Below are 12,631 nucleotides of genomic sequence, written 5' to 3'. Positions count from 1 at the left end.
CTCAAGGTCGCTTCACCGTCCCATACCCCCACCCCCGCTCCCTCAAATACCCCCTATACCCCACCGACATTCGATCACAAACCTGATGCAACTCCGCCTGCGGATCGAGCGGCAGCCGCTTCGGCCATTGCGATTCCACGATCGGAGTGTCCTGCATCAATATCTGCATATTGAAGTCGTGCAGTTCCTGGTCGGACAACGAAACTTCATCCTCGAACACCGACACCATCCACGCCCGCGTCTCCGTTTCACTCACCGGCGATGCCACCAGCAACAGATGCAACGCGCCCGCACCGTGCTGCGCCGCTTTCGACAAACTCGCCACCAGCGGCCGTTTAACTCGATACACATAGTCAATATCCACGCCCTCCTGTCCCGGCAACCCAGCGGGTTGCCAGAACCGGCACTGCCGCGCTTCAAGCCCTCCCTCCGTTTCAATCACTTCGTAATCCTGCACTTCTGCGTGCGATGCATCGCCGAGAATGCCGGTATGCACGAACGGGAAGTGCGCCATATCGAGGAAATTCTCGACCACGCGCGGCGCCGATGAACGCACTATCTGCGCCGCAAGATTGATCCGGCGCACACCGGGCGTGTCGTACTCCGGAAAGAAATCAAGCGGACGCGAGGGCTCGCCGAGGCACGTCCACACCACGCCGTATTTCTCCTCCACGCGATACGTCCGCGCGCAAGCGCGCTTCGCGGGGCGTATCGAAGAATTGGCGGGAATGTGGATGCATTGGCCATCGACGTCATAGCGCCAGCCGTGATACGGGCACGCAAGCAAGCCGCCCGTCACCGAGCCCATCGACAACTGCGCTCCACGATGCGGACAACGGTCGCGCCAGACGTGGACATCGGTGGAAATATCGGGCTGCGCTGCCGGATCGTCAGATACCGATGCGTCGCGCCAGACCACCAGCCGCTCCCCTGCCACCACAAACCCACGCAATTCCCCGGCGGGCACATCGGCGCTATTACAGACAGGCAGCCATTCGCCGAGCAGCGCGGCATCGGGCACGGAGTGGGCGTCATCGGCAGCACTCACGCTGCCAGCGGAAGAAGCAAATTCAGAGGGTTGCATCGGACGTCGAAAAACCTGCTTAGTAAATAACGATCAACTAACGATCAACCAACCCGACAAACATCGATTCGAAATGAAGCCGGACAGAACCGCAAGCCGCCAAAACACCCTAACGTGCTGAATGCATCCCGCTCCGTTCGAAATCGATCGCAACAAGTCAGCATTAATCAGCCATGAATCTAGCCGATTCGTGCGCTTTTCGGTCACTTTTCAACGACGCAGTACGATTGCAATTCTGCAACACGCAGGCACTGTAGAAAAACGGCAGAAAAACTGCAGAAAACGCGGCATCGATCAGCACTTCGGCATCACCTTCGACATCACATCAGGGAGATTCAGAATGGGGCAGGCGAAGGACCCCTTGCACCGGCAGCGCGGTTACGTGTGGTCGCCGCATCACGATCCGGAAAAAGAGCAGGCGACGCTGCGAGTCATACTGGGCGGCCTCGCAGCGGCAGTCTACGGTGTGCTGGCGTGGTTCGATCCGACGCCCGCCGCCATCGCCAGTTTCCATGCGCTCGCGCTCTGCCTGATCTATGGCGTCGCGACCCGGCTAATCATCAGCAAAATGCAGCGGCAGTCGGATCTGCGCCTCGCTTGCACAACGGTCGCCGATCAGGTCCTGCTCACCGTGGTTCTCGGCGCCGGAGGCGCGCTCACCTTGCCCATGCTGTGGGCCGTTTTCCTTTTTCTGATCGGCGCGGCCGGGCGTTACGGCAAGCGCACGCTGGCGTTGTCGTGTGGAACGGCGCTACTGGGTATCGTCGCGTTGTCCGTCCTGCAGCCCTGGTGGATGATCAATCAGCTCGCGGCGCTCGGGATTGGCCTAAGCGTCCTTGGGGCATCGATCTATCTCGCGGTGCTGATCGGCCGCCTGGGCAGCGCGAACCGCGACCTCGCGTTGAAGGCCGGTACCGATCCCCTCACGGGCTTGAGCAACCGCTACATGCTGGAACAGACCATCGGCCGGGCGGTGATGGCGATATCGACGGGACAGGAAGGCGCGACCGCGCTGCTGCTGATCGATCTCGACGGCTTCAAGGAAGTCAACGATACCTACGGCCACGAAGTCGGCGACGTCGTGCTGCAAACTTTCGCGGCGCTGCTGGCAAGAAGAGTAAGAACCACCGACACAGTCGCGCGCCTCGGCGGCGACGAATTCGTCGTACTGGCGCGGCACGTGACCGGCAACCACGCCGTGCAGACGGTGGCGAACGGCGTACACGCGGTGCTGGCGGAAATGAAGTCGGTGCAGGACCGGGTGATGAATGTATCGGCGAGTATTGGCGCGTGCCTGATCTCGCCGGACCTGAGCCCCGGTTACACGGATATTGCCGCGCTGATGCGCGCAGCGGATCGTGCAATGTATCGCGCCAAGGCGCGAGGCAAGGGCCAGACAGTATTCGCCGACAGCGCGGATTTCGAAACCTGAACTACGTTTATCTGCCGGGGCTCAAGCTTCCACGCCCGACCAAGCCTGTTCCCGCAACTTCGCCCGCAGCCGTGCAACAGCCTGGCTATGCAACTGGCACACACGCGATTCGCTGACTTCCATCACCGCGCCAATTTCGCGCAGGTTCAAGCCCTTCTCGTAATACAAGCTCATCAGCAGCTTTTCGCGTTCCGGCAATTTATCGATGGCGTCAACCAGCGCCGAGCGCAAGCTGCCGTCGAGCAACGCGGACAGCGGGTCGGCTTTATCGACGCAATAACGGTCGAGAAACGGCTCGTCATCGGAAGACCGGTCGAAGTCTTCGTAATAGATCAACTGGCTGCCATGCAGATCCTGCAGCATGGCCTGGTATTCAATCAGCGGCATGTTCAGGTGCTCGGCCACTTCCTGTTCGCTCGCGGACCGGCCGAGATGCTGCTCGACCTTGTGCACAGCGGACTCCACTTCGCGCGAGGTCTTGCGCATGCTGCGCGGCAGCCAGTCGTTGGCGCGCAACTCGTCGAGCATCGCGCCGCGAATCCGCTGGCTGGCGTAGGTCTCGAACTGAGCGCCCTGATCTTCCTTATAGCGGCCGGCCGCATCGAGCAAGCCGATCATGCCGGCCTGGATCAGGTCGTCCAGATCGACGCTGGCCGGCATTTTCGCCACGAGCTGCAGTCCGAGCCGGCGCACCAGCGGCGCGTAGCGGGTCAGGACTTCCGACTGTGACAGTTTTCCCTGGGCGTTATACATCGCATTCACCTTGTTCCTTCTCTTGCGGCATCACACGGACGCGGGACTGCTCATCGCGCGCTGCATCAATGGCGTTTCGGCGCGACGTACCGCGCCGGAGTTGATCGAACGCTCTACCTCTTGCTGCGTTTCCGCTCGCAAGGACTGCACGGGCCATTCAAACTGCGACGCTTGCGGCATCGGCCAGTACTGCAATTCAGCGGCAATCTGCCGGTAATCCCGGGCCGCTGCCGTCGCCGGGAATGCTTCCACCGCGCAACGCGACAGCTCGTGCGCCCGCGCCACGCGCGGATCTTCAGCCACGCAGCCCGCCGGCATGAGCTGCACCGCGAGATAGCGGCCGGCGACGCCCGCGAGGTTATCGAAAGCGATTTGCGCATCGGCGCCGTTCTTCACGTGATTCACGACGACCCGGAACCGCCCGATAGCGTGTGCGTAATGCAGACGCTTGATGCAGGCGTACGCCTCGGTGATCGCGGCAGGCGCTACGCGCGTCACGATCACGAAGTCGTGCGCTTGCACGGCCAGATTCGACAACGCGCCGCTACGGTCAAGCTGGGTATCGATCAGGACCACATCGGCGGGTCCGTCGAGCAGCACCCGGCAATGCGCGGCGTCCTGGCTGATGCGTTCGTCGCGAGGCGCGGCGATCACCGAAAAGCCGAACGGCGTGCGCGTGACGGCGTCCTGCAAGAAACGCTTGCCGGACAACACGGCGCCCAGCGCGCCGTTGTCGGGCACCTTCGCCAGCCGGCTCACCGACAACGCGTTATGGCGCTCATCGATTACCAGCACATCCTTACCTTGCGCGGCGAGCGCGCAGGCGAGGTTGACGACCGTCGAGGTATTGCCGGTTCCCCCCAATCCACCTGCCGGGGCGCCGCACACCGCCACGACCCGGGAGCCGTTGCGTGTCAGCAGACGGCGCAAGCCTTCAGCCTGATCGGACACGAACTTATCCAAAGTGAACCTCATGCAGTTCGGTGGAAGCGCGCGCTGAGAGCGCGGACAGGAGCGGCGGCACATCATCGTCTTGCGGCACGAACGGCGAGCCGTCGCGCGGGATGCAGAAGGCGCTTTTAATCAGGAAACGCTTGGTCGCGACGTACAGGTTTTCCGGCACCTTCTGACCCGTCGATACGTAATGCACGGGCAGCTTGTAGCGGATCACGGTGTCGAGTACGCCACCCAGGTTCGTGGCTTCGTCGAGCTTGGTCAGGATGCAGCCCGCGAGCGGCGCCTGGTCCGGATTGCTCTGATAGGCCTGCACGACTTCGTTCAACGTATCGCCGTGGCTGGTTGCGTTCAGCAGCAGCAGGCGCTGCACCGGATGGCCGGCGCCGCACAACATGGCGATGTGATCGGAGACAGTACGGTCGCGCTGGCTCATGCCAATGGTGTCGATCAGCACGATGTGCTTGTTACGCAGTTCCGAAAGCGCGAGTTGCAGGTCGCTTGCGTCTTTCACCGCATGCACCGATACCCCGAGGATCTTGCCGAAAATACGCAGTTGTTCGTGCGCGCCGATCCGGTAGCTGTCGGTGGTGAGCAGCGCGACCTTGCTGGCGCCGAAGCGCATCACGCAGCGCGCGGCGAGCTTGGCGGTGGTGGTCGTCTTGCCCACGCCCGTCGGGCCCATCAGCGCGAAAACGCCGCCGCGGTTCATCATCGATTCTTCGCTGTCCATGACGGGCAGGTTGTTCTCGAGCACTTGCTGGACCCATTGCATCGACTCTTCGGCTTGTTCGATCTCCGGCATGTTGTCGATCAGCAGACGGACCAGCTGCGCTGAGAAACCGGCCGCGAACAGGCGCTTGGTCAGCGCGGCGTGATTCGGGCTGCGGCGCTGGCGATCGCCCCACAGCAAGCCGGCGAAGTGCTCTTCCATCATGCCGCGCATCGACGAAAGTTCATTCATGACGGTGTCGTTCACGACTTGCTCCATGCGCGTGCGGATGGCTTCGGTCACGGCTGCAGCGGCCGACGCCGGCAGGCCCGCGAACGCGCCTTCCTGCATCGAGCTGGCGGTTTGGGCCGCCGGGGTTTGGATTTGGTGCTGGGTTGCTGCGTGCAGTTGCGCGGTTTTTTGTTCCGCCCGGCGAGCGGCGGCTTGCGCTGCTTCGCGGGTCCATCCGTGGGCTTGCGCGGAGTCCTGCGGCGTGACGGTCACGGGACTGCCCAAGCCCTTCGCAATTGCGGCTGACGCGCTCAGCGTGCGTTGCTGCGCACTTTCAGCCGCTGACTGAGCTACCCGGCGCGCATGCTCGATCAGCCAGGGATTCGATTCGGCCATCGTGCGCGACGTGTCGTCCACTTGCGCTTCGGGCTCCATATCATCCAGCGGTTCGGGATTGGCGCCGAATACCGATGAAAAGACATCGCCGCTTGCGTACGCGTTCGAACCTGAATTCGAATTCAGGTGAGACGGCGCGTGGGACTGCAATTGCGGTTGCGAATGTGACTGCGAATGTGACTGATTCCCGGCCGACTCCCGCAGTTTCATCTCGCGATGCTGGGCGGCGGCTTTCGGGGAGATCTTCGCGAGATCGCCGTCAGCGACCGCGACGATCTCGACGCTGCCGTCTTCGGTTACCCGATTCGACAGCACGACCGCATCGGGGCCCAGTGCTTCACGGACGAGCCGAAACGCTTCACGACTCGTGGCACCGATGAATTTGCGGATGTTCAATTTATCCCCCGATGAGCTCGCGCTCACATTGATCTGTTGCGGTTGACCGGTAGCCCCTGGTTTTGAGCGACGTACCGTTTTCCAGTGAATGAATTATTGCAAGGGTGGCTGGCGGGCCATCGGCTGATAAGAGCCGGGAAAGCGGGGTAATTCGGGAGATCGATGGCGGGGGCGGCGCACGGGCTGCATCGCAGAGGTGCATGCCGGATCAAACATCAGACAATTGCGGTGATGTGGGCCGCGACTGGATCAAAAACTTCAAGAATCGTTTCATTACCCGTTGTGTTATTCCGCCGCAGGGCCGTGATGATTATTTCGCGTGCCGCTTTATTCTCGCGCAACACAGTGCCGGCTGGTTCGTGATAATAATTATATTAAGTTTTTGAAACGACTTTAATCAACCATGGAAATCGATGAACAATGGTTAAGTCGATGAAATATCTATCGTCCATCAAGCCGAACCTACCTATAATAAATCGAAGGACAATTCAAATAAATTGCAATAGCAGAGCAGGCATTTCACGTCCTGACATTAATCAAGGAATATAAAAATGGCTCAAAAACTATTTCACGCACAACCGTTCCCGCTCCCGTTTGATTCACGCACGACAGCATTGGTCATGATCGACATGCAGCGTGATTTTGTTGAACCGGGAGGCTTTGGCGAGGCATTGGGAAATGACGTCTCCCTGGTGCGCAGCGCGATTGTCCCGTGCGGGAAGGTGCTGAAGGCGGCGCGCGACGCGAAGCTGCTGGTCATCCATACGCGTGAGGGTCACCGCGCCGACTTGGCCGATTGCCCGCCCGCGAAACTGACGCGCGGCGGCAAGACGTTCATTGGCACCGACGGCCCCATGGGCCGCATCCTGGTCCGCGGCGAGGCAGGGCACGACATCATTCCCGAGCTGTATCCGGCGGTGGGCGAACCCATCATCGATAAACCCGGCAAGGGTGCGTTCTATCAAACCGACCTGCAGCTGATCCTGCAAAACCACGGCATCAAGACGCTTATCGTGTGCGGCGTGACTACTGAAGTCTGCGTGACCACCACGGTTCGCGAAGCCAATGACCGCGGCTACGAGTGCATTATTCCGGCGGATTGCGTCGGATCGTACTTCCCGGAATTCCAGAAGTCGGCGCTGGAGATGATCAAGGCGCAGGGCGCAATCTTCGGCTGGGTGGGCGACGCCGCGGCCATTGTCGACGGCCTGCGTGGCTGACAACAGCCGGACAGCCATGGCGCGCCTCCTCACGTTCCCGGTGTGCTCGGTGGGTTATATGGCGGAGCACGGGCCACGCGAGACGCAGCGGTTCTGGGTTCATAGCTGCTTTCAGCACGCCATGAACATGTCGTCGGCGAGTGGCGAATTGCTGACCTTGCTGAGTCCACGCTACCAGAACCTGCCCACGGCGATCAGGCTTGCCACGCCGCCTGGCTGGGATTGGCGCCATCAGGCGCATTCCCGGGAGCCCATCACGCTCGAGAACAACGAGTTGCGCGGGACACTCTGGCGCGCCAACCTGGACCGGGCGCCATGCTGGCGGCCCGGAACGGAGCGGGTGCAGGGCGGCCATTCGCCGAACGCGCTGCTGACGGCTTATCCGTTACTGGCGAGCCAGTTGCTGGAGTACTGCATGGAGCGCGAGGTCCGCAGCAACCTGCAATTGCTGCCGGGCTGGCCGCCGGGTGGGCGCATACCGCGCCTGAACCCCGGCGACGCAAAGGCGGAGTTGGAAAGCAGCGTCTCGGAACTGATTGGATACGGCGCAGGCCTGACGCCGGATGGCGATGACTACCTGCTGGGCTATCTGGCGTCGTTATGGCCATGGCAGCATCTCGGCGTCATATCCAACCATTTGAAACTATTGCGTCCGGCAATCAAGAGTCAGCTTCACCGGACCACCAGTATCAGCCGGCATTATCTCGCGCTCGCGTTGCAGGGACATTATTCACAGTCGATTGACCATTTGACGTCTGTCCTGATTCACGGAAGCACGCCGGCGGAAATAAAACTTTCGGCAATCAACGTCATGAAATTCGGCTCGTCCTCTGGCGCAGATTGTCTTGGAGGTTTCCTGCACGGAATAAGAGCGCTTGGAAAAGTGCAGCTGAAAGAAATGAACTGATCTTTAATATGGATTAGCCGAAAACGATTATCGAGTTAATCAGATTGATGGCACCCGGCGCGTGCAACGCCGGGTTCGCCAGGCGAGCACTCGGCCGAAATCTGGACCAGGCAAGTGTAACGATTACCGGAAGCTGAAATGAGCATAAGAACCAAAGTCTTCAAGAACATGTATCAGGACTCCGTTTCCCTGATGCAGATATCCGCGCACATCTCGAAGCTGGCTGGCATCGAGCAGGCGTCGGTGGTGATGGGAACCAGCACCAATCTGGCGCAATTGCGCGATGCGGCGCTGGATGACGGCTGCACCGCCGGGCCGAACGATCTCGTGATCGCGGTACGCGGCGAGATCGCGGCGTGCGATGGCGCGCTCGTTATTGCGGAAGAGCGGTTGAACAGCAAGCCGGAGGAGTCGAGCGGCGACGGCGTGCGTCCGCCGCCGCTCGCCAGCCTCGAAATGGCAGTGGAACAGCAGGCGGCATCGAATCTCGCCTTGATCTCGGTCCCCGGCGATTACGCCGCCGCCGAAGCAATCAAGGCGCTGCGGTTGGGGCTCTCGGTCATGCTTTTCTCCGATAACGTCAGTCTCGCCCACGAGCGCGCAATCAAGACGCTCGCGGCTGAGAAAAACCTGCTGGTGATGGGCCCCGATTGCGGGACGGCCATCATCAACGGGATGCCGCTGGGCTTCGCCAATGTCGTCAAGCGCGGGGCGATCGGCGTCGTGGCGGCATCGGGGACCGGACTGCAGGAAGTGACGTGCCGCATCGACCAGTTGGGCGCCGGGATTTCGCAGGCGCTCGGCACGGGCGGGCACGACCTGCACGAATCGATTGGCGGGATCTCCATGTTGTACGGTCTCGATGCGCTCGCCGCCGATCCCGACACCCAGGTGATCGTGCTGATCTCCAAACCGCCGGCGCCAGTCGTCGCGGAAAAGATCCTGGCGCGGGCGCGCGCGGCGGGCAAGCCGGTCGTCGTCAACTTCCTGGGCGCGCGGCCGGAGGACATGAACGTGCCGGGCATCATCCCGGCGTACACCCTGGCCGATGCCGCCGGCTTCGCCGTCGCGTTGCTCTCAGGCGCCGCACTGCCGGCAACCGTAGCGGAGATCAGCACGCCGGACGCAGGCCGTCTCCACGATTACAGCCGTACATTGCGGCCCATGCGGCGCTTCATTCGCGGCGTGTTCGCCGGTGGCACGTTTTGCTACGAGAGTCAGTTGTTGTGCCGGGAACGCGGCTTCGCCGCGTCGTCGAATACGCCGGTTGCGTCCAACAGCAAGCTCGACGATATCTGGCACAGCACGGGGCACACACTCGTCGACATGGGCGATGACGATTTCACGCGCGGCCGTCCGCATCCCATGATCGATCCCACGCTGCGCAACCAGCGGATCCTCGCGGAATTGAACGACGCGCAAACCGCCGTCGTGTTGTTCGACCTCGTGCTGGGTTACGGCGCATCGACAGAACCCGCCCGCGAGTTGCTGGAACTGATCGAACACGCGCGGCTGCAAGCGGCGGGTCAGGACCTGCCGGTGCTGATCTCCCACGTCTGCGGCACGCAAGCCGATCCACAAGTCAGAAGCCGTCAGGTCGATACCTTGCGCGAAGCCGGCGTACTCGTCGCCGGCTGCAACGCGCAGGCGGCGCTCTGGGCGAGCCACGTTGCCCATCTTCAGGCGCAAAAATAACGGGACCATGATGAACACGCTATTTCAACAGCCACTGAACGTGGTGAACGCAGGCTTGAGCAGTTTCGCCGATAACCTGGCTCTGGCCGGCGGCGACGTTACCGATCTCCGCTGGCAGCCTCCCGCTCTCGGCGATGTAGACGCGGGACTCGCTTTGGCGTCGCTGATTCGCCATCCGCTGGTCGACCAGGCTAACGAGCAGGCGTTCCAGCAGTATCTGGCGGCCCAGCCCGTCCTCGTCGATGTCATGAGCGCCTCGCACGCGATAGGCGCAATGGCGCATCGCAAGCTGATCCTGCACTCGGGGCCACCAATCGAGTGGGCCGATATGTGCGGACCGGTGAAGGGCGCGATTGTCGGCGCGATCCTGTTTGAAGGATGGGCGACGACTCACGAAGCGGCCGAGCGGTTGGCGGCGGATGGTGCGATCGACTTCGAGCCATGTCACCACTATCAGGCGGTCGGCCCGATGGCGGGCATCATCAGCCCGTCCATGCCGCTGTGGGTGATCGAGAACAAGACGAACGGCCGGCGGGCCTTCAGCAACTTCAACGAAGGGCTCGGCAAGGTGCTGCGTTTCGGCGCCAACAACCACGAAGTGCTGGAACGCCTGCACTGGATGACCCAGGAGCTTGCGCCGGCATTGAAGGCCGCGTTGAAGGTGCTGGGCGAACTGGAGTTGAAGCCGCTGATGGCGCAGGCGCTGCACATGGGCGACGAAGTCCATAACCGCAACGCGGCCGCCACCGGCCTCCTGATCAAGCGCCTGATTCCCGCGTTGCTATCGACCGGATTGCCGATCGAGCGGATTCAGCGCGTGACCGAGTTCATCGTCAGCAACGATCACTTCTTCCTCAATCTTTCGATGGCCGCGTGCAAGTCCATGATGGACGCAGCCCACAACGTGCCCTTCAGTTCGATGATCACGGTCATGGCGCGCAACGGCGTGAACTTTGGCATCCGCATGTCCGGCACGGGCGACCGGTGGTTCCAGGCGCCCGCGAATCCGGTCGAAGGTTTGTTCTTCCCGGGCTACGGAGTGGAAGACGCCGCAGCGGACCTCGGCGACAGCGCCATCACCGAGACGGCCGGCGTGGGCGGCTTCGCGATGGCGTCATCGCCGGCGATCGTCAAGTTCGTGGGCGGCACGCCGGCCGACGCCACCAGCAACAGCCGTCGCATGCAGGCGATCACGCTGGGCGGCAATCCTGCGTTCACGCTCCCCGCACTGAATTTCGCGCCGACCGCTGCGGGTATCGATGCGCGCAAGGTGGTTGATCGCGGCATCCTGCCGATCATCAATACCGGGATTGCGCACAAGCAGGCGGGCGTCGGGCAGATCGGCGCGGGCATTACCACGGCGCCGATGCCGGGTTTCATCGAAGCGATTCGCGCACTCGCCGAATACGTTTAAACCACACGGGACACGCAACATGACCAAACCTCTGGCAATTGTCGCGGTCGGCGGCAACGCGCTGATCCGCGACGATCAACACGATAGCATTCCTGATCAATACGACGCGGTCGTCGAAAGTGCCCGGCACATTGCCGACATGATCGAGGCCGGATGGGATCTGGTGCTCACGCATGGCAACGGACCGCAGGTCGGTTTTATCCTGCGCCGCTCAGAACTTGCCGCTGAAGAAGTACGTCCAGTGCCGCTGGACTACGCCGTGGGAGACACGCAGGGCGCGATTGGCTACATGTTTCAAAAGGCGTTGAGCAACGCGCTGCGCCGCCGCGGGATTCATCGGCCCGTGGTCACTGTCGTGACCCAGACGCGTGTTAGCCGCGACGATCCGGCGTTCCTCAATCCCGGCAAACCGATAGGCGCCTTCCTCGATGAAGCCACCGCGCGGCAGCGGCAAAAGTCGCTCGGCTGGACGCTGATGGAAGATGCGGGACGGGGCTGGCGCCGGACGGTGGCGTCGCCCAAGCCGCTGGAGATCATGGAGCGCGAAGTGATCGCGACGTTGCTTGCGCAAGGCTGCGTGGTGATCGCGTGCGGCGGCGGCGGTATTCCGGTTTTAGTCGATGAGCACCACCAGATTTCCGGCGTGGAAGCGGTCATCGACAAGGATCTGGCGTCGGCATTGCTCGCAGAACAACTGGGCGCCGATCTGCTGCTGATTCCTACAGGCGTCGAACAGGTGGCGATCAATTTCGGCAAGCCGGATCAGCGCTGGCTCGACACGCTAAGCCTGGCCGAAGCCCAGGAACTGATCTCGCAAGATCAGTTCGGCGCCGGAAGCATGTTGCCCAAAGTGGAAGCCATCATGCAATTCGTTACCCACAGCCGATCGAAAGGCGGGCACGGCAAAGGCTTGATTACCAGCCCGGAAGCGATCAAACGTGCGCTCGATCGCAAGACCGGAACGTGGATCACGCAATAGTCGCCCAAGTTGTGTGCATTTTATTTAGCAATACCAATTTTTATTGAAGAATGAAGGCGAAAAAATGAAGAACACTACGTTGCTGGCCGTCAACGGCACGCTCATGCGTGGGCTCGAACTGAACGGCAACATGACCGCGGCGGGCGGCGTGTTCCTGCGTGAAGATCACACCGATCCGCATTACCGGCTCTGGAGTATTGGCGACCGGCATCCGGGAATGATCCGCGTGGCGACGGGCGGAACGTCGGTCGCGCTCGAGATCTGGGAACTGCCGCTTGCCTCGTTCGCCGCTTTGTTGTTGAGCGAACCGGCAGGGCTGGCGATCGGCAAGGTGACGCTTCGCGACGGCAGTCAGGTGTTGGGCGTGCTGGCCGAACCCTGGCTGGTTGAAAACCAGAAAGACATCACCGCGCACGGAAGCTGGCGTGCCTATACCGGTCATACACACACCGCCTGAT

Annotated in this window: 11 protein-coding genes; 7 read left to right on the top strand and 4 right to left on the bottom strand. The window is 61.7% G+C overall.

All coding sequences use genetic code 11. The features are described from left to right. Position 1 precedes the first annotated feature (1 nt). Positions 2–1,084, bottom strand: coding sequence for a Rieske 2Fe-2S domain-containing protein (locus ACSOSP_RS12910; RefSeq protein WP_455307181.1), 1,083 nt, complete (start codon positions 1,082–1,084; stop codon positions 2–4). Between the two features lie 340 nt (positions 1,085–1,424). On the opposite strand from ACSOSP_RS12910, the gene ACSOSP_RS12905 reads away from it, so the two are divergent. After that, entirely contained in the window at positions 1,425–2,516 is a 1,092-nt protein-coding gene (locus ACSOSP_RS12905) for a diguanylate cyclase (protein WP_455307179.1), read from the top strand. Between the two features lie 21 nt (positions 2,517–2,537). On the opposite strand, the gene ACSOSP_RS12900 is transcribed toward ACSOSP_RS12905, so the two are convergent. From ACSOSP_RS12900 to flhF, 3 genes are read right to left on the bottom strand one after another with little or no spacing between them, the layout of a single operon-like run. Continuing rightward, entirely contained in the window at positions 2,538–3,269 is a 732-nt protein-coding gene (locus ACSOSP_RS12900) for an RNA polymerase sigma factor FliA (protein ID WP_031364209.1), read from the bottom strand. 30 nt (positions 3,270–3,299) lie between these two features. Next, positions 3,300–4,232 (bottom strand): nucleotide-binding protein, encoded by a 933-nt coding sequence (locus ACSOSP_RS12895; RefSeq protein WP_455307177.1) that lies wholly within the window; start codon positions 4,230–4,232, stop codon positions 3,300–3,302. After that, positions 4,225–5,958 (bottom strand): flagellar biosynthesis protein FlhF, encoded by a 1,734-nt coding sequence (gene flhF / locus ACSOSP_RS12890; protein WP_455307176.1) that lies wholly within the window; start codon positions 5,956–5,958, stop codon positions 4,225–4,227. Before flhF ends, ACSOSP_RS12895 begins: the two co-directional genes overlap by 8 nt. Before the next feature lie 551 nt (positions 5,959–6,509). Here flhF and ACSOSP_RS12885 point away from each other — a divergent pair. The 6 genes from ACSOSP_RS12885 (at position 6,510) to ACSOSP_RS12860 (ending at position 12,630) form a co-directional block, all read left to right on the top strand. Next, on the top strand, positions 6,510–7,178 hold the full coding sequence (locus tag ACSOSP_RS12885) for a cysteine hydrolase family protein (protein WP_455307174.1): 669 nt from the start codon (positions 6,510–6,512) through the stop codon (positions 7,176–7,178). Between the two features lie 16 nt (positions 7,179–7,194). Next, the gene (locus ACSOSP_RS12880; protein WP_455307172.1) at positions 7,195–8,085 is read left to right on the top strand and encodes a DUF2877 domain-containing protein; all 891 of its coding nucleotides are present in this window, start codon (positions 7,195–7,197) and stop codon (positions 8,083–8,085) included. Positions 8,086–8,223: 138 nt separating this feature from the next. Further along, on the top strand, positions 8,224–9,780 hold the full coding sequence (gene fdrA / locus ACSOSP_RS12875) for an acyl-CoA synthetase FdrA (protein ID WP_455307170.1): 1,557 nt from the start codon (positions 8,224–8,226) through the stop codon (positions 9,778–9,780). A gap of 7 nt (positions 9,781–9,787) precedes the next feature. After that, positions 9,788–11,194 (top strand): oxamate carbamoyltransferase subunit AllG family protein, encoded by a 1,407-nt coding sequence (locus ACSOSP_RS12870; RefSeq protein WP_455307168.1) that lies wholly within the window; start codon positions 9,788–9,790, stop codon positions 11,192–11,194. A gap of 19 nt (positions 11,195–11,213) precedes the next feature. After that, entirely contained in the window at positions 11,214–12,173 is a 960-nt protein-coding gene (arcC, locus tag ACSOSP_RS12865; RefSeq protein WP_455307166.1) for a carbamate kinase, read from the top strand. A gap of 64 nt (positions 12,174–12,237) precedes the next feature. Continuing rightward, the gene (locus ACSOSP_RS12860) at positions 12,238–12,630 is read left to right on the top strand and encodes an allophanate hydrolase-related protein (protein ID WP_455307164.1); all 393 of its coding nucleotides are present in this window, start codon (positions 12,238–12,240) and stop codon (positions 12,628–12,630) included. Position 12,631: the final 1 nt, after the last annotated feature.

It is taken from the genome of Caballeronia sp. KNU42 (genome assembly GCF_053760385.1).
The sequence above is the reverse complement of the archived record's forward strand: the minus strand, read 5'-3'. Positions and strand labels throughout refer to the sequence as shown.